Here is a 23775-nt window from a genome sequence, read left to right as displayed (position 1 = left end):
ACAGATATGGAAGTGATCTACAGTTTGATACCGGGCATGATGTTCTTCGGCGTCCTCTTTGTGATCGTACTGATCATTGCCGTGAAGAAAGGGCAATACGAGGATATGGAAGGGGGCGGGCAGCGCATCCTGATGGATGACGACGAAGACATGATGCCGCATCCGACCAGAAAGCCGGATGCGGATGAAAAGGCTACTTAGTACTTGTTGCAGTTTGGGCTTGTAGCGGCTTCACCAGCTTGTCGAACTCCGTGGGTGAGACGTACTGCAAGATCGGCTTCTCGCCCTCGCCCATGGTGATATCCAAACCGTGTTGCGGATAGAGCCAGTGGGTGGTGCCGTGCTTCTCTTCCTTGATGATCTGTGCGGGCTCGCCGAAACGCTTGAGAAACAGCGTTTCATCGACCCTTACTCCGGGCATGTAGGTCAGGCTGCTGATGGGCGAATTGCGCAGAATGGCAATGTCATCGGGGGTAAGGGTGATTTTCTTGCCGCTGCCTGTTCCGGCCATGCGCAAACCACGCTCGTACATCACTTTCAGCTCGGCATCCGGAATGTCTGCAGTTAGCACCACGCGGGAACGCAAGCCCGCCAGATTGATCTGCTCGAAGAACAGCTCGGCAGACAATGCGCCCGCCGGTGATTTGAACAGACTGGGTTCACCCTCTTCCTTGAAGCGCGTCTCGGCATCCCCGAGTTTGGATTGGCCCAAGGTAATTCCGAACACCTTCACCGCGTTAGGGGCGGGATGTTCGATATGCCAAGGCAGATCCTCTCTGTTCGGGCGGTCACCCGGGATCAGAAAGGAGCCGAAAATGATAACGACGGAAAAGATTCCGACGCCCCAGTAGATCTTTTTCTCAGTTGTCATTGCGCTCTAATTTGAATTCGTTCAGGCAGTAGTGGCGGAGTTAGAAGTGACCGCCCCCTTGGGAAGCTTGCTGCTCTTGGCTTGATGCACAGCATCGTTGCCCAGCACGATCAGTATCAGCAGAGAAACCATGAAGGGGAGCAAGCCTACGCCGCCCAGCAAGGCGATTGTCGCGATCTTGGACCAGCCCATGGCGCTGGAAAGCCATAATCCGCCGGCCATCACGCAACAAGCCACGATTAACAGCCACATGAAATGCGAGTTGCGTTTGTGCGCGAGTGCCCAGTGGGCTTTGACGAATACGGTTTCATCACTGGCAGCGATCGTGCGCGCCTTGAAGAGGATGTAGCCGGTGATTGCGAACGATGTGAAGGGCACGATCAGTACCATCAGCGGAAAGGTGCTGAACACGCCGAACGTGGACGCAAATACCAGGATATGGTTGAACACCAGATTGATCAGGAATATCTCGTGTGGCCACTTGGCACGCACGATCTCGTCGGGAGTGGCAATATATTTTTCGCTCATGGGATGCCTCTGGATTGAAGTGAAGTTGCGGGGTATCGGTCTTGGGAAGTAAATGTGGAAGCCGTCATTTGCCGACCATCGCGCGCAGCTTGGGTAAGGCCAGGATCTCTACTGCACGCGCCTTGACCTGTATCAAGCCTTCTTCCTGGAAATGGGAGAAGGCGCGGCTGACGGTCTCCAGTTTGAGGCCAAGATAGCTGCCGATCTCCAGTCGCGACATGCGCAGCCGTAGCTGGGTGGCGGACATGCCGTGTATGGCGTTGCGCTGCGACATGTTGAGCAGAAAAGCTGCCAAACGTTCTTCGGCGCGCATGGAGCCCAAGAGCAGCATGATGCCTTGGTCGCGAACGATCTCGCGGCTCATGATCTTGTAAAGATGGCGCTGCAGGCTGGGGATCTCGCGGCTCAGCTCGGCAAGCCTTGCATAGGGGAGTTCGCAAACTTCGCTGTCTTCCATGGCCAGCGCTTCGCAGGTATGGACATCGGTACTGATCGCTTCCAGACCGATGATCTCGCCGGCCATCAGGAAGCCGGTGACCTGCTCGCGTCCGTCCTCATGTAACACGCGGGTCTTGAAAGAGCCACTACGGATGGCGTGCAACGATTTGAACCGGTCTCCGGAGCGATAGAGGTAGTCGCCCGTCTCATAGCTGCGTTTCTGGTTGCTCAATTCCTCCAGACGCGCCATTTCGTCCGGCGTCAGGTCGACGGGGAGGCACAACTCGCGCAGATTGCAATTGGAGCAGGCGACCCGCAGACGTGTGATCTCGGTTTGGTTTATGTCGTTCAAAGCCACGTTCATCGAAGGGTTGATACGGGGCTATTTTGACATATATCAAGTCAAACGGGCAGCAAACTGGCATAGTTACGCCCTTGCTAGAGGAGGAGAGGATGAACGAGGCAGTAAATCAACTGGTTGTGGACTTGGAACTGATACGCAGGCTGGACAAGAACGGGCCTCGCTACACTTCATATCCCACTGCGGACCGGTTCGTCGAGGCGTTCAACGCCGAGAGTTATAGTCATTGGCTGGCAAAGCGTGAGATAGGCGGTGTAGGACGCCCGCTTTCACTTTATATCCATATCCCGTTCTGCAACACACTGTGTTTCTATTGTGCTTGCAACAAGGTCATCACTAAGGATCGCAGCAAATCAGCAGAATATGTGCGCTACCTGATCAAGGAAATGGCGATGCAGGCAGAGCTGCTGGGGCCTGGTCAGGTCGTGGAACAGCTGCATTTTGGCGGCGGTACGCCGACGTTCATGAGCGATGACGAGATCCGTGAAGTGATGGCAGCGATAGGCAAGTACTTCAAGCTGGTCGATGACGGTGAATACTCCATCGAGATCGATCCGCGCAAGGTCAGCGACGAGACCATCGCCCTGCTTGGAGCGACCGGTTTTAACCGTATCAGCATCGGCGTACAGGATTTCGATGATGATGTGCAAAAAGCGGTCAATCGTATCCAGAGCGAGGAAGAGACGCTGCGCATCATCAACGCGGCACGCGCCAACGGATTCAAATCGGTCAGCATCGACCTGATCTACGGCCTGCCGAAACAGACGCTGGAAGGTTTCGGGCGCACGCTGGATCGTGTGATCGCGGCCGATCCGGATCGACTGTCGATCTATAACTATGCGCACATGCCCACCATCTTCAAGCCGCAGCGTCGCATCCATGAAGAGGATCTGCCGGCGGCGCAGGTGAAGCTGGACATCTTGAGCATGGCGGTCAACAAGCTGACCGGTGCCGGTTACGTGTATATCGGCATGGACCATTTTGCCAAGCCTGAGGACGAGCTTGCCGTGGCACAACGCGAAGGCCGTTTGCACCGGAATTTCCAGGGGTATTCGACCCATTCCGATTGCGACCTGGTTGCCCTCGGTGTGAGTGCTATCGGCAAGATAGGCCCGACCTACAGCCAGAACTACCGGGAGTTGGAGCCCTATTACGATGCGCTGGATCGTAACGAGCTTCCCATCATGCGTGGTCTGGAATTGAACTCGGACGATCTGGTGCGGCGCGCAATCATCCAGGCGCTGATGTGCCACTTCGAGATATCCAAGGAATCGTTCAATATCTCGTATCTGATCGACTTCGATAGCTACTTTGCGGCCGAGATGAAGGAGCTGGAGGAATATGCGAGTGAAGGATTGCTCGAGTTATCCCCGCAGTGGATCACCGTCACGCCCAAGGGGCGCATGCTGATACGCAACATTTGTATGGTGTTCGACAAGTATCTGCGCACACGTCAGGAACACGCACGTTACTCTAAGGTAATATAAGTCCGGAATGCAGCCTGTGCCTCGCAATCGAGCGAGCGCGGGCAGCTCTATGGAGGAGACCCCGTAATCAGGGGAAGACATGACAATAAAAGTAGATGATTTTCGCCTGAAGCTCGGCCAGCACGAGCTGGTCCCCATCATGATCGGCGGCATGGGGGTCGATATCTCCACGGCTGACCTGGCTCTGGAAGCTGCCCGCCTGGGTGGTGTCGGCCATATCTCCGATGCGATGCTGCCGACCGTATCCGATCGCCGATACGACACCGGTTTCGTCAAAGAGAAGCTGCAGCAGTACAAGTACAACATCGAGAACTCGGACAAGACATCGGTCAAGTTCGATCTTGGGCACATCGCCGAATCGACCCGTTTGCACGTGAGCAAGACCATGGAGCGCAAGCGCGGTAGCGGCATGGTATTCATCAACATCATGGAAAAGCTGACCATGAACTCGCCCCGCGATACGTTGCGGGTGCGCTTGCATGAAGCCTTGTCCGCCGGCATCGATGGCATCACTCTGGCGGCGGGTTTGCACCTTGGCTCATTCACCCTGATGGAAGATCACCCGCGTTTCCGCGAAGCGAAGCTGGGCATCATCGTCTCGTCGGTGCGCGCGCTGCAATTGTTCCTGCGCAAGAACCTCAAGACCAAGCGCCTGCCTGATTTCGTTGTCGTTGAGGGGCCGCTGGCTGGCGGCCATCTGGGCTTCGGCATGGATTGGGCGCAATATGATCTGCGTACCATCGTCAACGAGATACATGCGTTCTTGCGAGCGGAGAGCCTTGATATCCCGGTGATCCCGGCGGGCGGCATCTTCACCGGCAGTGACGCCTCGGCTTATCTGCAGGAAGGTGCAGGCGCTGTGCAGGTGGCGACACGCTTCACTGTGGCTAAAGAATGTGGTTTGCCGCCGGATGTGCAGCAGGAATACTTCAAGGCCAGCGAAGGCGATATCGAAGTGAACGGCACTTCGCCCACCGGATATCCCATGCGCATGTTGAAGAACAGCCCCTCCACCGGTTCGGGCATCCGTCCCGGATGCGAGTCATACGGCTATCTGCTGGATGCCAACGGTCGCTGCGACTACATCGACGCTTACAACCGCGAAGTCGCCGCGCATCCCGGCGAGAAGAAGATCGTGGTGTTCGACAAGACTTGTCTGTGCACCCACATGCGTAACTTCAAGTGCTGGACCTGCGGGCAGACCACCAGTCGCCTGAAAGACACCACGCACAAGCTGGCGGACGGGAGCTACCAGTTGCTGAGCGCCGAGCACGTGTTCAAGGACTACCAGTTCAGTACCGGCAATAAGATCGCCCTGCCCGAATAATCCTCAGGTAGCTCCGGAACAGACTGCACATTGCGGGTCGCGCGCCAGTTTCATGACGCGCGGCTGCATAGTCAGCGCATCCAGCGTAAGCAGTCTGCCATGCAGCGTATGTTCCATCCCCGCCAGCAACTTCAATGCTTCGGCAGCTTGCATGCTGCCCACGATGCCGACCAGCGGCGCGAACACGCCCATCACCGCGCAACGCGTCTCTTCCGCTTCGCTGTCTTCGGGATAGAGGCAGTTGTAGCAGGGGCTGTCCGGGCGGCGATAATCAAATACAGACACCTGGCCATCGAAGCGCGTGGCGGCACCTGACACTAGAGGTTTCTTGGCTGCGGCACAAACGCGGTTCAAAGCGTAGCGCGTGGGGAAATTGTCGCTGCAATCCAGCACGATGTCCGCCTCTGCCACCAAGGCGGTCAGGCGTGCCTCGTCGGCCCGTTCTTGCACAGTCTTTATGCTTACTTCGGGATTGATCGCATTCAATGTTTGGCGGGCAGATTCGACTTTGGCTATGCCGATACTCGCGGTGCGATGTGCCAGTTGGCGCTGCAGGTTGGTGAGGTCGACCTGGTCATCGTCGCACAAGGTAAGCGTGCCGACGCCGGATGCAGCGAGGAACATGGCGGCAGGCGAACCCAGTCCGCCGGCGCCGAGGATCAGTACATGAGCATCGAGGAACGACTGCTGGCCTTCTATGCCGATCTCGGGCAGCAGGATGTGGCGGCTGTAGCGCAGCAGCTGGCTATCGTCCATCCCGGCGTCACTTCGCTGCGCCGGATTCGGGCGGAATGTCTACGTGATCGCCGTGCGGATGTTGTTCGTAGGCCTTAACGAATACTTCCTGGGAATTGTTCTTGGTGCGCGGTTCCGGTGTCTTCAGGTTGTGATATTGCACGTCTTCGCAATAGTGGATGAGCGTATGCCTGATGCGATCCAGCAAACAAAAATCGAAGACGAAACCTTCCTTCAGTAGTGCCTTTTGCAGGCCTTCGAGCGAATAGTGCGCAATGCTGTAGCGTATGCGCAAGGATCTGGGGGCAGGCCCGCGCTCTACATCGAAGTTCTTCAAGCCATCCAGCAACAGATGAGCCTGCTCGACCTGATCGGCAGGATCATCTGAAAAAACCAGAATGCGTTCCTTGTGCAGTTCAAACGGATTCATGATCATTTCCCCCGCAGAATGCTCATCCCCTTCAATAGATTCAACGCTTGATTCAGCTGATAGTCGTTCTTGGCGCCGAATTCTGCCACCTCTATCTTGTCGGTATTCTCATCCTTGTTCTTGGGCGCGGCTTTGCGCGTTGGCTTGGTCACATTGCCGGGTTGTTCCAGTTGACCGTTGCTCAGGTGCTTGTCCAGATCGGCCTCGCGCAAACGCAAAGTGCTGTCGAAGGCGGCTGTCGCCGGATCTTCCACGATGATATCCGGCTCGATACCCTTGGCCTGGATGGAACGGCCGCTTGGGGTGTAATAGCGTGCGGTGGTCAGCTTGATGGCGGTGTTGTTGCCGAGCGGCAGGATGGTCTGCACCGAGCCTTTGCCGAACGATTGTGTGCCCATGATGACGGCGCGTTTATGATCCTGCAGCGCACCGGCTACGATCTCCGAAGCGGAGGCAGAGCCGCCGTTCACCAGCACTACCATCGGTACATTGCCGAATTCTCCCGGCAGATCTTTCAGATAGTCCTGCTTGTTGCCGCGCAGATAATAATCGGGACTGGCCAACAGGCGCATGCGCGCATCGTCGGTACGTCCTTCGGTGTAGACCACCAGCGCATCCTTGGGCAGGAAGGCGGCGGAAACGCCGACTGCTGCGGTCAATAAGCCGCCCGGATCGTTGCGCAGATCCAAGACCAGGCCTTGCAAGGGGGCTTTGTTCTGCTTGCTCAGGTCAGCAAGTGCGGCAGCGAGGTTCTCGCCGGTGTGCTCCTGGAACTGTGTGATGCGCACGAATCCATAGCCTGGCTCGGGCAGCTTGTATTTCACACTTTGCACTTTGATCACTGCGCGCACGATGTCGACCTGGAAAGGCTTGGGCTCGCTCTTGCGCACCACGGTCAGGCGGATGGTGCTGCCGGGTTTGCCGCGCATACGCTTGACCGCGTCGTTCAGCGTGAGGCCTTTGACCAGCGTGTCATCCAGTTTGATGATCAGGTCGCCGCTCTGGATGCCTGCCTTGAATGCGGGGGTATCTTCTATCGGTGAAATGACCTTGACCAAGCCGTCTTCCATGCCGACCTCGATTCCGAGGCCGCCGAACTCGCCCTGCGTGCCGACTTGCAGTTCCTTGAAGCCTTCGGCATCCAGATAGGCCGAGTGCGGGTCGAGCCCCGACAGCATGCCGTTGATCGCTTCGGTGATCAGCTTCTTGTCGCTCACCGGTTCTACATAGTCGCTCTTGATGCGTCCGAACACGTCGGAGAAGGCGCGCAGTTCTTCCACGGGTAACGGCAGTGGCATCTCCTTCTCGGCCACGGCGGAGAAATGCAGGCTGACAGCGATGCCGGCCACCAAACCGATACTGATCAGACCCAGTTCCTTGAAGCGACGACTCATCTTGATTTTCCTCGTGGATGCTTGATCCATGTGTCGGGGTTGAATGGACTGCCTTTATAGCGCAGTTCAAAGTATAAACCGGAATCCGCGTTGCCGCCGCTGTTGCCCACGCTGGACACGATGTCGCCGGTCTGTATGGTGTCGCCGACCTGTTTGTACAGTGTCTCGTTGTTGCCGTACAGGCTCATGAAGCCCTGTCCGTGATCGATGATCAGCAGATTGCCGAAGCCGCGCAACCAGTCGGCATACACCACGCGACCGGCAGCGACGGCCAACACCGGTTGGCGCGCCGCCGCGCGCACGAACCATCCGGTCCATGGCAGATTGCTTTCAGTGCGACGTTCGCCGTAGCGGTTGCTTACTTTTCCGCTGACAGGCAGTGCCAGTTTGCCTTTGAGTGCTTTGAACGCGGAGCCGTCACCGGCGCTGGAGAGCTGCCCCAGTTCGCCGACCAGCTTGGTCAGGCGCGCTTCGTTGCGACGCAAACGCTCGATCTCGTGCCGCTGCTGTTTCAGTTGCTTGGCGATCTTGCCTAAAGTCTTGCGGCGCTTGTCCTGCTCGCGCTCCAGCTGGGACAACTCTTTTTTTTCCGAGTCTTGCAGCGCGACGATCTCTTGTTGCTTGTCCCGGGTTTCGCGAGTCGCTGCCTGTAGTGCGGCAAGCCCGCTACGCAACTGCTGCAAAGTATCCGCCCGTTCGCGTGCGATGTAGTCGTAATAGCGCAACTCGCGTGCAAGCTGGTTCGGTTCTTGGCTATTGAGCAGAAGTTTGAGGTAATCCTGATCGATGCCGCCGATATATTGCCGGTAGAGCAAGCGCCCCAGCAAAGATTGCTGTTTGTCGTAGTCGGCGCTCAACGCGACAGTGCGCTGCTGCAAGCGGTCGAGATCGCGGTCGGCCTGGTGGCGTTGGCGTGTCAGCTGGGACAGATTGCGATTGCTGTCACTGATCGCCCGCTCGGAATCGCGCAGGGCATCGGCGACTTCGGAGCGGGATTCGCTGGCTTGTTCGAAGTCGCGCTGGATAGCGGCCAAGCGCTGGCGCAATTTCTCCAAGTCGGACTGCTGTGATGCAAGCACGCTTGTGGGCAGCAGTAGTACTGCCAGCAAGCACGAATGCAGTCTGCGTATCACTTGAACCGGATCAGGGAGCGGCCGGTCATTTCCGGCGGTTGTGACAGGCCCATCATAGCCAGCAAGGTCGGTGCGACATCCTGCAGTGCACCCTCACCAACGGGTGCCATGTCGGCCTTGCGGCCTATGTAGAGGAAGGGCACATGGTTGAGCGTGTGGGCGGTGTGTGCCTGGTGGGTGATGCGATCTATCATCTGTTCGGCGTTGCCGTGGTCGGCGGTGATCAGCACCTCGCCGCCGCATTCCTGCATCGCATTCACCACGCGTCCTATGCATACATCCAATGCTTCCACCGCTTTGACTGCGGCTTCCATCACGCCGCTGTGGCCGACCATGTCGCCGTTGGCGTAATTGCACAGGATGGCCTGATACTGCCTGCTATGGATCGCCTCCTCCAGTTTGTCGGTCACCTCGAAGGCGCTCATCTCGGGCTGCAGATCGTAGGTGGCGACTTTGGGTGAAGGCACCAGCACGCGGTCCTCGCCGGGGTAGGGCTGTTCGCGTCCGCCGCTCATGAAGTAGGTGACGTGCGCATATTTCTCGGTTTCGGCGATACGCAGTTGTTTCAAGCCGAGATTGGACAGGTACTCACCGATACCGTTATGGATGGTGTCCGCGCTATAGGCGCTGGGCAGATGGAAATCCGCGCCGTAGCTGCTCAAGGTGGTGTAGTTGGCCAGCTTGGGGAAGCGGCTGCGCACGAAGCCGTCGAATGCCTCGTCTGTCAGTGCACGGGTGATCTCGCGGGCGCGGTCGGCACGGAAGTTCATGAACACCGCCACATCGCCGTCCTGCATCGCACAGGGCGCGCCGATCACGGTGGCCTGCACGAATTCGTCGTTCTCGCCGCGTGCGTAGGCAGCTTCCAAGCCAGCCTGCGCATCGGTGGCGCTGAACGGGGCGGTGGCGGAGGTCAGCAGGTCATAGGCGATCTGCACACGCTCCCAGCGATTGTCCCTGTCCATCGCAAAGTAGCGACCGACGATGCTGGCGATACGTCCGGCGCCGAGTTGTTTGCATTGTGCATCCAGCGCCTGCAAGGACAGGGCTGCACTGCGCGGTGGTGTGTCGCGACCGTCCAGGAAGGCGTGGACACAGATATTCTCCAGTCCGGCTTGGGCGGCCATCTTCAACATGGCATGGATGTGCGTCTCGTGGCTGTGCACGCCGCCGGGCGAAAGTAGGCCCATGATGTGGAAGGCGCTGCGATTACGCTTGGCGGCCGCTACAGCCTCCGTGAATACGGGATTGGTATAGAAACTGCCATCCTCGATGGCCAGATCCACCTTGGTCAATTCCTGATAGACCACGCGTCCGGCACCGATGTTGAGATGGCCGACCTCGGAGTTGCCCATCTGTCCGCGCGGCAGGCCGACATGCAACTCGGAAGTGTTGATCAGGGTGTGCGGGTACTCACGCCACAACCGGTCCCAGTTGGGCTTGCGGGCTTGTGCCACGGCATTGAAGTCGCTGTCTTCGCGATAGCCGAAGCCATCCAGGATGAGCAGGAGGACGGGCGTGATTGCTTGAGTAGAATGGTCGGTCATGCTGGCTTTTTTCTCACCAAAATATCAGAATATGAGCGGTTGCTAATTTACTGCGATGCGATAACATCGTTGCGAGTCGCGATTTTAGCCGATTTCGGCTGGCGAAGCCGCCAGCCATCCAAATGATGGCAGATTAATATGACGAACAAACTGATCGATAAAGACGAAGACATCCTGCAGGCATCGCTGGCGATGAAAGCCATCGCCCACCCCTTGCGTCTGAAGGTGCTGTGCGTATTGAGCGACGGCGAACTCAGTGTGCAGGAGATCGTTGACAGCGTCGGCACCTCACAGAGCAATATCTCCCAGCACCTTGCCATCCTGCGCGACAAAGGCGTGCTCGCTACACGCAAGGACGCCAATCGAGTGTTCTATCGCATCGGCGACCCGCGCACCGTCAAGCTGGTGGGTATGATGCGTGACGTGTTCTGTTCTATTTGAAACTCGCTTAACCTACTAATAAAGTAGGACTTGCCAAGCATATTAGAATTCGCTAATATGCGCACATTCTATTTTCCGAGGTGGTGACATGAAGCTTGATTCCCGTGTGTTGTTCGGTCTTTCGGCTTTGTTATTGGGTGTTTCGGTGCAGGCGGCCGAGCCGCTGGCGTTGGCACCGGTGCAGTATCGCGAGGTGGAGCAGACCTACAGCGTCGACGGCGTGGTCGAAGCGACGCGCCAGTCCACCGTGTCGGCACAGATATCCGGCCGCGTGAAAGCGATCTTCTTCGACGTGGGTGACCGCGTCAGCAAGGGGCAGATCCTGCTTAAGATCGATGAACGCGAAGCCGAGCAGGCGCTGGCGGGCAGCCGCGCGCAACTGTCGCAGGCTCAGGCCGCTTTACAGAACGCCCGTCTGAACTACGAACGTTCGCAAGAGTTGTTCAAGCAGAAGTTCATCAGCCAGGCCGCCCTGGACAAGGCCAAGTCCGACTACGAGATGGCCAAAGCCCAGGCCGAAGCCAGCGCAGCCGGTGCGCAGCAATCTGCTTTGGCGCAGAGCTATACCTCCGTCATCGCTCCCTACGCGGGCGTGGTGTCGGCACGCATGGTCGAGATGGGCGAGATGGTCACGGTCGGCAAGCCGCTGATGACCGGCTTCGATCCTTCGCAGTTGCGAGTCATCGCCAACGTGTCGCAGGACCGCCTGAAAGACATCGGCACGCGCCCCGAGGTGACGGTGGAAGTGCCTGCGCTGCAGCGCTGGGTCAAAGCCGCATCGGTCACCGTGCAACCTTCCGCCGACCTGCGCACGCACAGCACGCAGGTGCGCATCGACTTGCCATCCAATCAGTCCAATCTGTATCCCGGCATGTTCGTGCGCACCCATTTCGTGGTGGGCAAGGAGAACAAGCTGCTGATACCGGCCAGCGCAGTGGTGCGCCGTAGCGAAGTGGTGGCCGTGTACGTGGTGGACGAGCAAGGTACGCCGCGCCTGCGCCAGGTGCGTCTGGGCGAAGCGAATGCGCAGAACGAGATCGAAGTGCTGGCCGGCTTGAACATCGGCGAGCGCGTGGCGCGTGAAGCAGTCAAGGCCGGCATGGTCGCCTCGGAGATGAAGCGATGAGCATGGGCGTATCCGGACGTATCGCGCGCGTCTTTCTGCATTCGCAGATGACGCCGCTGCTGGCGCTGGTCGCCCTGCTGCTCGGCGTCTTTGCTGTCGCGGTCACGCCACGCGAGGAAGAGCCGCAGATCAACGTGACCATGGCTAATGTGCTGATCTCCTATCCCGGCGCTTCGGCGCAGGATGTGGCAAACACAGTGGCCACGCCGGCCGAGCAGGTGTTGTCGCAGATCGCGGGTGTCGACCATGTCTATTCCGTGTCTCAGCCCGGCATGGCTGTGCTCACCGTGCAGTTCAAGGTGGGCGAGCAGCATGTGCCCTCGCTGGTGAAACTGTATGACGTCATCTGGTCGCATGCCGACTGGTTGCCTGCCACGCTGGGCGTGGCACAACCTATCATCAAAGCCAAAGGTATCGACGATGTGCCGATGCTGGCACTGACCTTGTGGCGCGATCAGGGCGCCGGCAATGCAGTCGAACTGTCGCAGGTCGCGCATGCCATCGAATCCGAACTGAAGCGCGTACCGGGTACGCGCGAGGTGAGCACGCTGGGCGCAACGCCGCGCGTGGTGCGTGTGCTGCTCGATCCGGAAGCGTTGAATGCGCATCAATTATCGGTGCAGGAAGTGCGTGCCGCGTTGCAGGCATCGAATGTCTCGCACAGTGCCGGCACGCTGGTGCAGAACAATCGAGAAGTGCTGGTGCAGACCGGCACCTTCCTCAGCGATGCGCGTGAAGTGAGCCAGCTGGTGGTGGGTGTCACGGCAGGCAAGCCGGTGTTCCTGCGCGATGTGGCAGAAGTGCGTGACAGTGCCGATCAGCCCAAGAGCTATGTGTGGATGGGCACCGGCGCGGCTGCGGCCGACAAGCAGATCGCCGCACAGGGTGAATACAGCGCCGTGACATTGGCCGTCACCAAAAAGCCGGGCGAGAACGCGGTGGAGGTCGCCGACAAACTGCTGCAGCGCGTGGACGAACTGAAGGGCAGCGTGATACCCGACGACGTGCAGGTCACCGTCACCCGCAACTACGGCGAGACGGCCAACGACAAGGCGATGAAGCTAATCCAGAAGCTGTTCTTCGCCACCTTTGCCGTGGTCGCGCTGGTGTGGTTCGCATTGGGTCGCCGTGAAGCCTTCATCGTCGGCGTGGCTGTGTTGCTGACACTGGCGGTGACGCTGTTCGCATCCTGGGCATATGGCTTCACATTGAACCGCGTGTCGCTGTTCGCGTTGATCTTCTCCATCGGTATCCTGGTGGACGATGCCATCGTGGTGGTGGAGAACATCCACCGACGCCGCGAACTGTCGCAGCATCAGCCACTGTCGGAGATCATCCCGGAGGCGGTGGACGAGGTCGGTAGCCCGACCATTCTCGCCACCTTCACCGTGATCGCCGCCTTGTTGCCAATGGCGTTCGTCAGCGGTCTGATGGGGCCGTACATGAGCCCGATTCCGATCAACGCCAGCATGGGCATGCTGATCTCGCTGGCCGTCGCGTTCATCGTCACGCCGTGGCTGGCGCACAAATTCGCGGGGCCGCACCATGCGGTGGTCAAGAACGAAGAAGACACCGCCATCGCACGCTTCTTCCGTATGCGCTTGGGGCCGTTCCTGAACAAGGAACACGGCAAGTCCGCGCGCCGCAAACTGTGGCTGGGCATATTGGGCGGACTGCTGTTCGCGGTGTCGCTGACGGTGGTGAAGCTGGTGGTGCTGAAGATGCTGCCCTTCGACAACAAATCCGAGTTCCAAGTGGTGGTGGACATGCCGTCCGGCACGGCCGTGGAGCAGACCGCAGGTGTGATGCGCGAGATCGGTGCCTATCTGGCGACCGTGCCCGAAGTGACTGACTATCAGGCTTATGCCGGCACTGCTTCGCCGATCAACTTCAACGGTCTGGTGCGCCAGTACTATTTGCGCAGTGCACCTGAGCAGGGCGACATCCAGGTCAATCTGCAGGACAAGCATCAGCGTGATCGCAGCAGCCACGAGATCGCTACCGCGGTGCGCGTGCCGGTCGAGGAGATCGCCAAGCGCTGGAACGCCAAGGTGAAAGTGGTCGAAGTGCCGCCGGGGCCGCCGGTGATGTCGCCCATCGTGGCGGAGATCTACGGTCCGGATTATGAGGGTGCCCGTCAGGTGGCGAACAAGGTGCGTGAGCAATTCGTCGCCACTGCGGACATCGTCGGTATCGACGACACGGTGAGCGAAGATGCGCCCAAGATGATCCTGCGTGTGATGCAGAGCAAGGCGGCTCTGCTCGGTGTGGCGCAAAGCGACATCGTGGATGCGGTGCAGATCGCGCTGTCCGGTCAGGATGTGACGGCGCTGCACGCGCTCGATGCGAAATATGCGCCGCCGTTGCGCCTCGGCTTGGCGGCGGAGAAGCGCAGCCGTATCGATGATGTGTTGAAACTTAAAGTGCGTTCGCGTGATGGCGCATTGGTGCCGTTGTCGGAAGTGGTGCAAGTGGTGAAGACACAACGTGACTATCCGATTTATCACAAGGATCTGCTGCCCGTGGTGTATGTGACCGGCGATATGGCGGGCGATCTGGACAGCCCGCTGTATGGCATGTTCGATATCCACAGCAAGACCGGCGACATGGCGCTGGAGCAGGGCGGTACTTTGCAGCCCTACTTCTTCAAGCAGCCGTCCGACCCGTATGCGGGTTATGCGCTGAAGTGGGACGGCGAATGGCAGGTGACCTTCGAGACCTTCCGCGACATGGGCATCGCCTATGGCGTCGGGTTGATCCTGATCTATCTGCTGGTGGTGGCGCAGTTCAAGAGCTACGTGGTGCCGCTGGTGATCATGGCACCGATCCCGCTCACCATCATCGGCGTGATGCCCGGGCATGCCCTGTTCGGCGCGCAGTTCACCGCCACTTCGATGATCGGCATGATCGCGCTGGCCGGTATCATCGTGCGCAACTCCATCCTGTTGGTGGACTTCGTCAACCTGCAACTGCGCGACGGCGTAGACCCGCAGCATGCGGTGGTCAACGCGGCGGCGGCGCGTGCCAAACCCATCATCCTGACCGGACTGGCGGCGATGCTGGGTGCGCTGTTCATCTTGGACGATCCGATCTTCAACGGTCTGGCGCTGGCCTTGATCTTCGGCATCCTAGTCTCGACCGTGCTGACCCTGATCGTGATCCCAGTGTTGTATTACGCCACTTTGTACAAGAAATTCCCGTAAACTTTAAATAGGAGCTTTAAAACATGAATGCAGAACGTATCGTCCGTATCGTCGCCGGTTTCTTTGTCATGCTGTCGCTGGCGCTGGGAGCGCAGGCGAGCCCGCTGTTCGTCAGCGAGTACTTCCTGTTGTTCACCGCCTTCGTCGGTCTGAACCTGTTCCAGAGCGGCTTCACGCAGATCTGCCCGTTGAACAACATCCTCGCCAAGTTCGGCGTCAAGGGCAGTTGCTGAACCGACTCTTAAACCTTCCCGCCAAATCCGCCCACATCAGTCTGGCCTTCGTCGGCTTGATGTGGGTTTTTCCATTTCTGTACTATCACCACGCCTACCCGCTCACCACTTTCTATCAGGAATGGATGGCCGCACTGTTGGGCGTGTGTGCGCTGCCGTTGCTGCTGACCCGGCGCTATTGGCAGGCACCGCAAGTCCCCGGCATCGTATTGCTGCCGATCGGTCTGATGCTGATATTGCTGCTGCAATTCATGCTTGGGATCATCATCCATTTCGACCATGTGTTGATGTTGTCGCTATATCTGCTGTTCGCGGCATTGCTGATGATGCTGGGGCAGCATCTGCGCGAAGAGATCGGCATGCAGCGATTGGCGACGGTATTGGCAATCTGCCTGTTGATCGGCGCTGAGTTGAATACCCTGGCGGGCGTGCTGCAGCATTATCGCTGGGATACGTTTTTGAATTCGGTGGTGACCGTCAAGACCTCGAGCGCCGTGTACGGCAACATCGCTCAGCCCAACCACTTCGCCAACTACGTGGCGCTGGGCCTGCTCTCGCTGGGCTTGTTGCAGCACCGATTCGCATTGCGGATCTGGCAAACGATGCTGTTGGCTTCTCCCATGTTGTTCGTGATGGTGCTGTCCGGGTCGCGTAGCGGATGGTTGTATCTGGTCGCCGCATTGACATTGGCATGGTGGTGGCAGCGCAAGGAGCCCGCGCTGCGTTCGCTACTTCGTTATACCGTTGCCCTGTGCATCGCGTACGCGCTGATGCACGGCTTGGTGCGACTGCCCTGGTTGCAGGGAAGCGCCGACAGCATATCGGCAGCAGAGCGACTGATTAGTTTGGCGGGTACAAAGAGCATCCGGCTGCATCTGTGGCAGGAAGCGATGCTGATCTTTGCCCAGTTCCCATTGCTGGGTGCCGGCTTTGGTCAGTTCGCCTGGCAGCATCTGCAGCTGGCGTCTGAGTTGCGCAATCCGGAGATTGTCGGCTTGTACAATAACGCGCATAACATCGTCATGCAGCTGGCGGCCGAGACGGGTCTTGCTGGATTGCTGGTGCTCTTCTCCACCACAGGCACTTGGATATGGCACACGCTGCTGCGGCAAGCACGCTACACGCTCGAACAATGGTGGGCGGTCGCGGTATTGGCGGTGCTGGGCATCCACTCTCTGCTCGAATATCCGCTTTGGTATCTGCATTTCATCGGGGTGGCGGCCATCCTGCTGGGTGCGCTCGACGCCGTTGCGCACCGTCTCGAGTTGCGCGGTGTGGGGCGATTATCCGTAGCGGCCATCCTGTTGCTGGGCGCGCTGTCGTTGTTTCAGGGCTTACAGGCGTATCGTCATCTGGAAGCATCGACAAATATGCGCGGGCTGGCCGCCAGAGATGTTCACTACGCAGAACGGGCTCGAGATGAGCTGTTCGAGACTTTGAAATATCCCCTGTTCAACGGCTATGCGGAGTTGTTTATCGCTCACATGATGGCGCCGGACGAAGACCATCTGGCGGAAAAGCTGGCGCTGAACAAGCGTGCTGTGCGCTACATCCCAACCGGTATCGTGAGCTATCACCAAGTCTACTTGCTGGCCCTGTCAGATCAGCCGCAGGCCGCTTTGGATATGCTGGAGAAGGCGATCTGGAGCTATCCGGGCCAGTACGAAGCGGCAAGGACGGAGATGCAGGCGCTGGCCGCGCGGCATCCCGCGCAGTTCCAGCCTCTGTTAGAATCCGCAGCCCGGAATCATGAGGAGTACCGTCGTGCAGCAGTTCCTGCTAGATAACCTGTTCACCCTGTCAATCACACTGATCAGCGGCTATATGCTTTTCTGGAGCTATTTCGGCAACCGCATCCTTGGAATCAAGGAAGCAGACACCCTGCAAGCGATGAACCTGATCAACCGCAACGATGCGCTATTGGTCGATGTGCGCGAGCAAAGCGAGTTCGACAGCGGCCATATCATCAACAGTAAATTATTCCCTGCCGGCAAACTGAAAGAGCGTGTCGGCGAGCTGGAAAAATATCGCGAGCGTCCCATCATCCTGGTGTGTCGCAGCGGTGCACGTGCGACGCCCATCGCTTCGTGGCTGGGCAAGCAGGGTTTCGCCCAGGTTTATCTGTTGTCGGGCGGTGTGCAAGCCTGGCAGAAAGCCAAGCTGCCGCTGGAAAAGAAAAAATAGGAACTGCCATGGCCAAAGTCGTGATGTATTGCACCGCCGTTTGTCCTTATTGCATCAATGCAGAACGCCTGCTGAAGAATCGCGGCGTCACCGAGATCGAAAAGATCCGTATCGATCTGGATGATGAACAGCGCGTCATCATGGAATCGCGCAGCAAGCGACGCACCGTGCCGCAGATTTTCATCGACGATCGGCATATCGGCGGATTCGATGACATGGCCGAACTCGATCGCGAAGGCGGCCTGCTGCCCTTGCTCAACAATTAACCAACCAAGGAAAAGAAATGACTGAAAAGACAGAATCCGCGCCTCAGAACGACGCGCCCATCTTTAACATCGAGAAACTCTATGTGAAAGACCTGTCGCTGGAGATCCCCAATGCGCCCGCGATCTTCCTGCAGCGCGAGAATCCCCAGATCGATCTGCAACTGCAAACCAAGGCTGGCCAATTGGAAGAAGGCGTGTTCGAGGTGGAAGTGACCGTTACCGTGACGGCAAAGGTGTCCGAGAAAGAGCAAGTGATGTTCCTGATCGAAGCCAAGCAGGCCGGCATCTTCCAGGTGCGCAACATGCCCGCATCCGAGATGGAAGGCATACTGGCCGTGATGTGCCCGAACATCCTCTATCCCTATCTGCGCGAAGTCGTTTCCGATGTGGCAGTGCGCGGCGGCTTCGCGCCGGTGCTGCTCAATCCGATCAACTTCGAAGCGATATATCAGCAACAAAAGCAGCAGGCGCAAGCGCAGGCTGAGGGCGCAGCGGTCAAACACTGATGGCGAGGTTGCTGGCAACGCTATGGTTGTCCGCTCTGTGCTTTACGGCACAAGCTTTGGAGTTCGTCTCGGTGGCCGAACCGGCGATCCTGTACGACGCCAATTCGCTCAAGGCCAAGAAGCTCTATGTCGCCACGCGCTTCCTGCCATTGCAACAATTGGTGGTATTGGAAGCCTGGGTCAAAGCGCGCGACTCCACCGGCAAGGTGTTCTGGATCGAGAAGCGCAATCTGAGCAGCAAACGTTACGTCGTTGTCACTGCACAGACAGCCATGGTGCGAAGCAGCTGGAGCAACAGTGCGCCGGTCGCATTCATCGCGCCGCGCCAGCTGGGAATGGAATGGCAGGGAAACAGCGGTGAATGGGTCAAGGTGCGTCACCGTGACGGTTCCACCGGCTATATCAAGGCTTCGGAAGTCTGGGGTGACTAAAGCATGAATATTGCGGTATTGGGTGCCGGCGCATGGGGAACTGCGCTGGCGATCAGTCTGGCGGAGCGCCACGACGTCACGCTCTGGGCCAGAGATGCCGCACAAGTGGCGGCGATGCGCGAGACGCGGCGTAACCGCCGCTATCTGCCGGACATCGCATTACCCGACAATCTGGCGCTGGATGAAGATCTGCAAGCGGTATTGCGTGATGCGCAATTGATCGTTGTGGCAGTACCCGTGTCCGGCCTGCGTGCCACGTTACAGCAAATAGCAAAACTGCAATCGCCTGTTGGCGTGATCTGGTTGTGCAAGGGCTTCGAGACCGAGACCTCGCTGCTGCCGCATCAGATCGTCAACGAGATATTACCTGCTGCATTCCCGCGCGGTGCGCTGACCGGCCCCAGCTTCGCACAGGAAGTGGCGCGCGGCCTGCCGACTGCATTGACGCTGGCGTCGAACGACGGCGAGTTCGCGCAACGAACTGCCAAAGCCTTGCACCATTCGCGCTTGCGCATCTATTCCAGCACCGATGTAGTCGGCGTCGAGATCGGCGGGGCGATCAAGAACGTACTGGCGATCGCCGCGGGCATCTGCGATGGCATGCAGATGGGCTTGAACGCACGTGCAGCATTGCTGACTCGAGGCTTGGCCGAGATGACGCGCTTGGGTCTGCTGATGGGCGGCAAGGCGGAGACGCTGGGCGGCTTGTCCGGTGTGGGTGACCTCATCCTGACCTGTACCGGCGACCTGTCGCGCAACCGCCAGGTCGGCATGCTGTTGGCCCGTCACCAATCCCTGCCCAATATCCTCAAAGAACTCGGTCATGTGGCGGAAGGTGTGTACACCGCGCGCGAAGTGCAAACCGTTGCACGCCGATATCAGGCGGACATGCCGATCTGCCAAGCGGTGTATCGCGTGCTGTATGAGAACCTCGATGCCGATAAGGCTGTTGAGATGCTGCTGAGCCGTGAGCCTGGTGAGGAATTCTCTACCAGTGGCAAACATCCTGTATTGAACTAACTTCCCGCGAATCCGTTCTGCCGCCAGGCTTCGAACACGGTCACTGCCACCGCATTGGACAAGTTGAGGCTGCGATTGTCCGGGCGCATCGGCAGGCGCACGCGCCGCTCGGGTGGCAGGGAATCCAGAACATCCACAGGTAAACCGCGGCTCTCCGGGCCGAACAGAAAAGCGTCCCCCGCCTTGAATTCCATCTCAAAGAACGGCTGCGATCCTTTTGTCGTCAGCGCGAACAAGCGCGGATGGCCCAGTGCGCTCAAACATTGCGGCAGGCCATCGTGCACCTGCATAGCGGCATACTCGTGGTAATCCAGACCGGCGCGGCGTAACTGTTTGTCGTCCAGGTCGAAGCCGAGCGGGCGGATCAGATGCAAATGCGCACCGGTGTTGGCGCAGAGGCGGATGACGTTGCCGGTGTTGGGCGGGATCTCGGGCTGAAAAAGAATGATGTTGAACATGTGAAAAGTTGTGAAAGGTCTTGTCAGATATAGGGAAAACGGCTAACTTCCGCTCCCATCGCTGGTGCACTCGGCTACGCATCGCAGAAAACTTCAGGGGGAATTATGGCGCGTCCGGAGAAAGTTCGCCTCGGCGACTTGCTGGTACAGCAAAAACTCATCTCGCTCGACCAGTTGCAATTCGTGCTGGAACAGCAAAAACGCAGCGGCCGCAAATTGGGGCGCGTGCTGGTGGACAACGGCTTCATCAGCGAAGACCAGATCTCCGAAGCGCTGGCCAAGCAGCTCAACGTTCCTTACATCAACCTCAAGTACTACAACGCCAATCTGGAGATCGTGCGTCGCCTGCCCGAGAATCAGGCGCGCCGCTTCCGTGCTTTGGCACTGGAAGAGCGCAACGGCGCCATCCTGGTCGGCATGACCGACCCCACCGATCTGTTCGCATTCGACGAGATCGCGCGCATCCTCAAGCGTGATATCGATGTGGCGGTGGTGACGGAAGGTCAGTTGCTGGAGACCATCGACCGTGTCTACCGTCGCACCGACGAGATCAGCGGTCTGGCGAAAGAGATATCGGAAGACCTGGGCGAAGGCTACATCGACTTCGGCGCGCTGAGCGACACCGTCGGCACCGAAGAAGCCCCGGTGGTCAAATTGCTGCAGACCATGTTCGAGGATGCCTCGCAGGTCGGTGCTTCCGACGTGCACATCGAACCGCAGGAGACGCGCCTGCAGATCCGTTTCCGTATCGACGGCGCCTTGCACCTGCAAACCGAGGCCGACAGCAAGATCTCCAGCGCGATCGCCTTGCGATTGAAGTTAATGTCCGGTTTGGACATCTCCGAAAAACGCCTGCCACAGGACGGCCGATTCAACGTTCGCGTGCGCGAACAGGCCATCGATGTGCGTATCTCCACCATGCCGACGCAGTACGGCGAATCGGTGGTGATGCGTCTGCTCAACCAGAGCAACAGCTTCCTCACGCTGGACAAACTGGGCATGCCGCCCGACATGCTCAAGCGTTTCCGCGAAATCATCCAGCGCAGCAACGGCATGGTGCTGGTCACCGGCCCGACTGGTTCCGGTAAAACGACCACGCTGTATGCGGGCCTGTCCGAGATCAACACCATCGACCAGAAGATCATCACCGTGGAAGACCCGGTGGAATATCGCCTGCCCGGCATCAATCAGGTGCAGGTGAACGAAAAGATCGAACTCAGTTTCTCCAAGGTGCTGCGTGCCGCTTTGCGTCAAGACCCGGACGTGATCCTGGTCGGCGAGATGCGCGATGCGGAAACGGCACAGATCGGTATGCGCGCCGCCATGACCGGTCACCTGGTGTTCTCCACGTTGCACACGCGCGACTCCGCCGGTACCTTGTTCCGTCTGGTCGACATGGGCGTGCCGAAATACATGGTGGCTTCTTCAGTGCAGTGTGTGCTGGCGCAGCGCCTGTTGCGCCGTGTCTGCGAAAGCTGCCGCGAAGCGCACGTGCCTACCCCGCAGGAAACCGAGTGGCTGCAGGTCGAGGGCGTGGAGCGCGGAGCCTGGGGTGAATTGGTGCATGGTCGTGGCTGTTCGCACTGTAACGGCACGGGCTACCACGGGCGTATGGGCGTCTACGAGATGCTGGAGATGACGCAGGATCTGGTGGACGCTGCCGCGCACGACGACAACACACACTTCATGCAGGCTGCCCGTAACTATCTGAAAGACCGCACCCTGCTGGATGCGGCATTGCGCGAGATGAAGCTGGGACATACCAGCATCGCCGAAGTGATGCGTATCAGTAATCAGGTTGAGGATTAAGCGTGCCGGTTTTCTCCTATAAGGGCAGAAGCAACCGCGGTGGGGAACTGGTGCAAGGCACACTGGAAGGCGCGGACAGCGGTGTCATCGCCGACCAGTTGCTGAACACGGGCATCACGCCGATCGAGATCAAGGTTTCCCACAATTCCCGTACCACCAAGGCGAACGAACCCTCCTTGTGGCAGCGCCTCAATCAGGAAAGATCAGTCGATCCGCTGGAATTGATGCTGTTCTCGCGCCAGATGTATACCCTGCTCAAATCCGGCGTGCCCATCATGCGCGCACTGGCGGGCTTGCAGGAATCCTCGCAGAACCCGACTTTCGCGGCCATGTTGCAGGATCTGCGCGAAAGTCTGGACAGCGGTCGTGAGCTTTCCACGGCGATGCGTCGCCATCCCAAGATCTTCTCGCCGTTCTATCTCAGTATGGTGCAAGTCGGCGAGATGACCGGCATGCTGGACCAGACCTTCTTGCGTCTGTACGACCATCTGGAATTCGAAAAGGACATGCGCGAGCGCATCAAGGGTGCGGTGCGTTACCCGATGTTCGTGGTGATCGCCATGGCGATTGCCATCGTCATCGTGAATATCTTCGTCATTCCCGCGTTTGCCAAGGTTTTCGAAGGCTTTCATGCCGAGCTGCCGTTGATGACCAAGATACTGATGGGTTTCTCCAACTTCATGGTGAACTACTGGCCGATGCTGGTGGCAGGGTTGATTGGTGCGGTGGTGGCGTTCCGGGCATGGATCAATACTCCGGATGGCCGCTATAAATGGGATCGCTATAAATTCAAGTTGCCGATCGCGGGCAAGATCATCCTCAAGGGCACCTTGGCGCGCTTCGCGCGTAGTCTTGCGCTGTCGTTCAAGAGTGGCATCCCTATCGTGCAGGGCTTGAATACCGTGGGCATGGTGGTGGACAACGAATACATGCGCAGCAAGATCGAGCAGATGCGCGACGGCGTGGAGCGCGGCGAATCCATCCTGCGCACTGCGCATGCCACCGGCGTGTTCAACCCGACCGTGATGCAGATGATCGCCGTGGGTGAAGAAACGGGTGATTTGGACGGCCTGATGTTCGAGGTCGCGGGCATGTACGAACGCGATGTGGAATACGAGGTCAAGACGCTCTCCTCCCAGATCGAGCCCATCATGATCGTACTGTTGGGCGGACTGGTGCTGATTCTTGCGCTCGGCATCTTCCTGCCGATGTGGGACTTGGGCAAAGCGGCGCTGGGCAAATGACAAACAAACAGGATTCGGGAATCAGGAATCAGGATTCAGTGGGAGGGGCGAGTGCTATCACCGCATCCAGTATCCTGAATCCCAAATCCTCAAAAGGCTTCACCCTGATTGAGTTGATCGTTGTCATCATCATCATCGTGGTGTTGGCCGGCCTGTTCTTGGTGCGCATTCCGCTCTATCAGGAGCGCGCGGAAAAAGCTGCCATGCAACAGGTGGAAGGCGCGCTGCAAAGTGCGTTGGTGATGCGCTTCGGCGCGTTGCAGACTCGCGGCGCAGCTAGCGAAAAGGAGTTGAGCATCCTCGCCACCGACAATCCCGTCGCTTGGCTGCAGAAACTGCCGCCCAACTATAAGGGCGAGTATTACGATCCATCCCCTCGATCTGTCGCGCCCGGCAACTGGATGTTCGATCTCAAGTCGCGCGATCTGATCTATGTACTCAACCAGTCGGACAACTTCACACCGGGGCCGGACGGCAACAAGTGGATACGCTTCCATGTGAAGCTGGGCTACGAGCCTAGGCAAGGGCAGCCGGAATCCGGCAAAGAGCTGGTCACCACCCTGTTTGAGCCGACCCACCGCTATCACTGGCTGGATTAAAACC

The 23775-nt window shown here is 58.5% G+C and carries 25 protein-coding genes; 16 read left to right on the top strand and 9 right to left on the bottom strand.

Features of this window, described 5'->3' with window-relative positions:
• Positions 1–6 precede the first annotated feature (6 nt).
• Positions 7–201 (top strand): cbb3-type cytochrome oxidase assembly protein CcoS, encoded by a 195-nt coding sequence (gene ccoS / locus ACYCZ5_RS12245; protein WP_461545081.1) that lies wholly within the window; start codon positions 7–9, stop codon positions 199–201.
• Here ccoS and ACYCZ5_RS12240 read toward each other — a convergent pair.
• The 3 genes from ACYCZ5_RS12240 to fnr all read right to left on the bottom strand — a co-directional run bounded on the left by ACYCZ5_RS12240 (position 194) and on the right by fnr (position 2189).
• Positions 194–871, bottom strand: a complete 678-nt coding sequence (locus ACYCZ5_RS12240) for a hypothetical protein (RefSeq protein WP_461545080.1) — start codon at positions 869–871, stop codon at positions 194–196. The two genes, ccoS and ACYCZ5_RS12240, sit on opposite strands and share 8 nt — an antisense overlap.
• Before the next feature lie 21 nt (positions 872–892).
• The gene (locus tag ACYCZ5_RS12235) at positions 893–1399 is read right to left on the bottom strand and encodes a hypothetical protein (RefSeq protein WP_461545079.1); all 507 of its coding nucleotides are present in this window, start codon (positions 1397–1399) and stop codon (positions 893–895) included.
• A gap of 64 nt (positions 1400–1463) precedes the next feature.
• The gene (gene fnr / locus ACYCZ5_RS12230) at positions 1464–2189 is read right to left on the bottom strand and encodes a fumarate/nitrate reduction transcriptional regulator Fnr (protein WP_461545078.1); all 726 of its coding nucleotides are present in this window, start codon (positions 2187–2189) and stop codon (positions 1464–1466) included.
• Positions 2190–2290: 101 nt separating this feature from the next.
• Between fnr and hemN the strand changes: the two genes are divergently transcribed.
• Both hemN and ACYCZ5_RS12220 read left to right on the top strand, forming a co-directional pair.
• Positions 2291–3685, top strand: coding sequence for an oxygen-independent coproporphyrinogen III oxidase (gene hemN / locus ACYCZ5_RS12225; RefSeq protein ID WP_461545077.1), 1395 nt, complete (start codon positions 2291–2293; stop codon positions 3683–3685).
• A gap of 79 nt (positions 3686–3764) precedes the next feature.
• Positions 3765–5012 (top strand): nitronate monooxygenase, encoded by a 1248-nt coding sequence (locus ACYCZ5_RS12220; RefSeq protein ID WP_461545076.1) that lies wholly within the window; start codon positions 3765–3767, stop codon positions 5010–5012.
• A gap of 3 nt (positions 5013–5015) precedes the next feature.
• On the opposite strand, the gene ACYCZ5_RS12215 is transcribed toward ACYCZ5_RS12220, so the two are convergent.
• The 5 genes from ACYCZ5_RS12215 to gpmI form a co-directional block, all read right to left on the bottom strand.
• On the bottom strand, positions 5016–5768 hold the full coding sequence (locus ACYCZ5_RS12215) for a HesA/MoeB/ThiF family protein (RefSeq protein ID WP_461545075.1): 753 nt from the start codon (positions 5766–5768) through the stop codon (positions 5016–5018).
• 7 nt (positions 5769–5775) lie between these two features.
• On the bottom strand, positions 5776–6177 hold the full coding sequence (locus ACYCZ5_RS12210) for a hypothetical protein (RefSeq protein ID WP_461545074.1): 402 nt from the start codon (positions 6175–6177) through the stop codon (positions 5776–5778).
• Between the two features lie 2 nt (positions 6178–6179).
• A complete protein-coding gene (locus ACYCZ5_RS12205; RefSeq protein ID WP_461545073.1) occupies positions 6180–7571 on the bottom strand; it encodes a S41 family peptidase in 1392 nt (463 codons plus the stop codon).
• Positions 7568–8626 (bottom strand): murein hydrolase activator EnvC family protein, encoded by a 1059-nt coding sequence (locus ACYCZ5_RS12200; protein ID WP_461545072.1) that lies wholly within the window; start codon positions 8624–8626, stop codon positions 7568–7570. Before ACYCZ5_RS12200 ends, ACYCZ5_RS12205 begins: the two co-directional genes overlap by 4 nt.
• A 74-nt stretch (positions 8627–8700) precedes the next feature.
• Positions 8701–10251, bottom strand: a complete 1551-nt coding sequence (gpmI, locus tag ACYCZ5_RS12195; protein ID WP_461545071.1) for a 2,3-bisphosphoglycerate-independent phosphoglycerate mutase — start codon at positions 10249–10251, stop codon at positions 8701–8703.
• Positions 10252–10389: 138 nt separating this feature from the next.
• Here gpmI and ACYCZ5_RS12190 point away from each other — a divergent pair, with 138 nt between their 5' ends.
• The 10 genes from ACYCZ5_RS12190 to ACYCZ5_RS12145 all read left to right on the top strand — a co-directional run bounded on the left by ACYCZ5_RS12190 (position 10390) and on the right by ACYCZ5_RS12145 (position 19661).
• Positions 10390–10692 (top strand): ArsR/SmtB family transcription factor, encoded by a 303-nt coding sequence (locus tag ACYCZ5_RS12190; protein WP_461545070.1) that lies wholly within the window; start codon positions 10390–10392, stop codon positions 10690–10692.
• Positions 10693–10780: 88 nt separating this feature from the next.
• The gene (locus ACYCZ5_RS12185; RefSeq protein ID WP_461545069.1) at positions 10781–11818 is read left to right on the top strand and encodes an efflux RND transporter periplasmic adaptor subunit; all 1038 of its coding nucleotides are present in this window, start codon (positions 10781–10783) and stop codon (positions 11816–11818) included.
• A complete protein-coding gene (locus ACYCZ5_RS12180) occupies positions 11815–15021 on the top strand; it encodes an efflux RND transporter permease subunit (protein WP_461545068.1) in 3207 nt (1068 codons plus the stop codon). Before ACYCZ5_RS12185 ends, ACYCZ5_RS12180 begins: the two co-directional genes overlap by 4 nt.
• A 23-nt stretch (positions 15022–15044) precedes the next feature.
• Positions 15045–15254: a YgaP family membrane protein gene (locus ACYCZ5_RS12175; protein ID WP_461545067.1), complete on the top strand. Its 210-nt coding sequence runs from the start codon at positions 15045–15047 to the stop codon at positions 15252–15254.
• The gene (locus ACYCZ5_RS12170; protein ID WP_461545066.1) at positions 15248–17041 is read left to right on the top strand and encodes a PglL family O-oligosaccharyltransferase; all 1794 of its coding nucleotides are present in this window, start codon (positions 15248–15250) and stop codon (positions 17039–17041) included. The genes ACYCZ5_RS12175 and ACYCZ5_RS12170 overlap by 7 nt, the downstream gene beginning before the upstream one ends.
• Positions 17004–17438, top strand: a complete 435-nt coding sequence (locus tag ACYCZ5_RS12165; RefSeq protein ID WP_461545065.1) for a rhodanese-like domain-containing protein — start codon at positions 17004–17006, stop codon at positions 17436–17438. The genes ACYCZ5_RS12170 and ACYCZ5_RS12165 overlap by 38 nt, the downstream gene beginning before the upstream one ends.
• A gap of 8 nt (positions 17439–17446) precedes the next feature.
• Positions 17447–17704: a glutaredoxin 3 gene (grxC, locus tag ACYCZ5_RS12160; protein WP_461545064.1), complete on the top strand. Its 258-nt coding sequence runs from the start codon at positions 17447–17449 to the stop codon at positions 17702–17704.
• Between the two features lie 17 nt (positions 17705–17721).
• Entirely contained in the window at positions 17722–18210 is a 489-nt protein-coding gene (gene secB / locus ACYCZ5_RS12155) for a protein-export chaperone SecB (protein WP_461545063.1), read from the top strand.
• Positions 18210–18641, top strand: a complete 432-nt coding sequence (locus tag ACYCZ5_RS12150; RefSeq protein ID WP_461545062.1) for an SH3 domain-containing protein — start codon at positions 18210–18212, stop codon at positions 18639–18641. The genes secB and ACYCZ5_RS12150 overlap by 1 nt, the downstream gene beginning before the upstream one ends.
• Positions 18642–18644: 3 nt before the next feature.
• Positions 18645–19661 carry an NAD(P)H-dependent glycerol-3-phosphate dehydrogenase gene (locus tag ACYCZ5_RS12145; RefSeq protein ID WP_459721820.1) on the top strand — a complete coding sequence of 339 codons (1017 nt, stop codon included), beginning with the start codon at positions 18645–18647 and terminating at the stop codon, positions 19659–19661.
• On the opposite strand, the gene trmL is transcribed toward ACYCZ5_RS12145, so the two are convergent.
• Positions 19658–20119, bottom strand: coding sequence for a tRNA (cytidine(34)-2'-O)-methyltransferase (gene trmL / locus ACYCZ5_RS12140; protein ID WP_459721822.1), 462 nt, complete (start codon positions 20117–20119; stop codon positions 19658–19660). The genes ACYCZ5_RS12145 and trmL overlap by 4 nt on opposite strands.
• 105 nt (positions 20120–20224) lie before the next feature.
• Between trmL and ACYCZ5_RS12135 the strand changes: the two genes are divergently transcribed.
• From ACYCZ5_RS12135 to ACYCZ5_RS12125, 3 genes are read left to right on the top strand one after another with little or no spacing between them, the layout of a single operon-like run.
• Positions 20225–21928 carry a GspE/PulE family protein gene (locus ACYCZ5_RS12135; RefSeq protein ID WP_461545061.1) on the top strand — a complete coding sequence of 568 codons (1704 nt, stop codon included), beginning with the start codon at positions 20225–20227 and terminating at the stop codon, positions 21926–21928.
• Positions 21929–21930: 2 nt separating this feature from the next.
• Positions 21931–23172, top strand: a complete 1242-nt coding sequence (locus ACYCZ5_RS12130) for a type II secretion system F family protein (protein WP_461545060.1) — start codon at positions 21931–21933, stop codon at positions 23170–23172.
• Positions 23169–23771, top strand: a complete 603-nt coding sequence (locus ACYCZ5_RS12125) for a prepilin-type N-terminal cleavage/methylation domain-containing protein (RefSeq protein ID WP_461545059.1) — start codon at positions 23169–23171, stop codon at positions 23769–23771. Before ACYCZ5_RS12130 ends, ACYCZ5_RS12125 begins: the two co-directional genes overlap by 4 nt.
• Positions 23772–23775 lie beyond the last annotated feature (4 nt).

This window comes from Sideroxydans sp. (genome assembly GCF_054604835.1).
This window is presented reverse-complemented; position numbering and strand designations above follow the sequence as displayed.

Coding starts and splice junctions, on each gene's coding strand:
- ccoS (WP_461545081.1), top strand. CDS start 7: ATGGAAGTGATCTACAGTTTGATACCGGGCATGATGTTCTTCGGCGTC.
- trmL (WP_459721822.1), bottom strand. CDS start 20,119: ATGTTCAACATCATTCTTTTTCAGCCCGAGATCCCGCCCAACACCGGC.
- secB (WP_461545063.1), top strand. CDS start 17,722: ATGACTGAAAAGACAGAATCCGCGCCTCAGAACGACGCGCCCATCTTT.
- ACYCZ5_RS12210 (WP_461545074.1), bottom strand. CDS start 6,177: ATGAATCCGTTTGAACTGCACAAGGAACGCATTCTGGTTTTTTCAGAT.
- grxC (WP_461545064.1), top strand. CDS start 17,447: ATGGCCAAAGTCGTGATGTATTGCACCGCCGTTTGTCCTTATTGCATC.
- ACYCZ5_RS12125 (WP_461545059.1), top strand. CDS start 23,169: ATGACAAACAAACAGGATTCGGGAATCAGGAATCAGGATTCAGTGGGA.
- ACYCZ5_RS12215 (WP_461545075.1), bottom strand. CDS start 5,768: ATGGACGATAGCCAGCTGCTGCGCTACAGCCGCCACATCCTGCTGCCC.
- gpmI (WP_461545071.1), bottom strand. CDS start 10,251: ATGACCGACCATTCTACTCAAGCAATCACGCCCGTCCTCCTGCTCATC.
- ACYCZ5_RS12240 (WP_461545080.1), bottom strand. CDS start 871: ATGACAACTGAGAAAAAGATCTACTGGGGCGTCGGAATCTTTTCCGTC.
- ACYCZ5_RS12165 (WP_461545065.1), top strand. CDS start 17,004: ATGAGGAGTACCGTCGTGCAGCAGTTCCTGCTAGATAACCTGTTCACC.
- ACYCZ5_RS12135 (WP_461545061.1), top strand. CDS start 20,225: ATGGCGCGTCCGGAGAAAGTTCGCCTCGGCGACTTGCTGGTACAGCAA.
- ACYCZ5_RS12145 (WP_459721820.1), top strand. CDS start 18,645: ATGAATATTGCGGTATTGGGTGCCGGCGCATGGGGAACTGCGCTGGCG.
- ACYCZ5_RS12235 (WP_461545079.1), bottom strand. CDS start 1,399: ATGAGCGAAAAATATATTGCCACTCCCGACGAGATCGTGCGTGCCAAG.
- ACYCZ5_RS12150 (WP_461545062.1), top strand. CDS start 18,210: ATGGCGAGGTTGCTGGCAACGCTATGGTTGTCCGCTCTGTGCTTTACG.
- ACYCZ5_RS12220 (WP_461545076.1), top strand. CDS start 3,765: ATGACAATAAAAGTAGATGATTTTCGCCTGAAGCTCGGCCAGCACGAG.
- hemN (WP_461545077.1), top strand. CDS start 2,291: ATGAACGAGGCAGTAAATCAACTGGTTGTGGACTTGGAACTGATACGC.
- ACYCZ5_RS12190 (WP_461545070.1), top strand. CDS start 10,390: ATGACGAACAAACTGATCGATAAAGACGAAGACATCCTGCAGGCATCG.
- ACYCZ5_RS12185 (WP_461545069.1), top strand. CDS start 10,781: ATGAAGCTTGATTCCCGTGTGTTGTTCGGTCTTTCGGCTTTGTTATTG.
- ACYCZ5_RS12175 (WP_461545067.1), top strand. CDS start 15,045: ATGAATGCAGAACGTATCGTCCGTATCGTCGCCGGTTTCTTTGTCATG.
- ACYCZ5_RS12180 (WP_461545068.1), top strand. CDS start 11,815: ATGAGCATGGGCGTATCCGGACGTATCGCGCGCGTCTTTCTGCATTCG.
- ACYCZ5_RS12205 (WP_461545073.1), bottom strand. CDS start 7,571: ATGAGTCGTCGCTTCAAGGAACTGGGTCTGATCAGTATCGGTTTGGTG.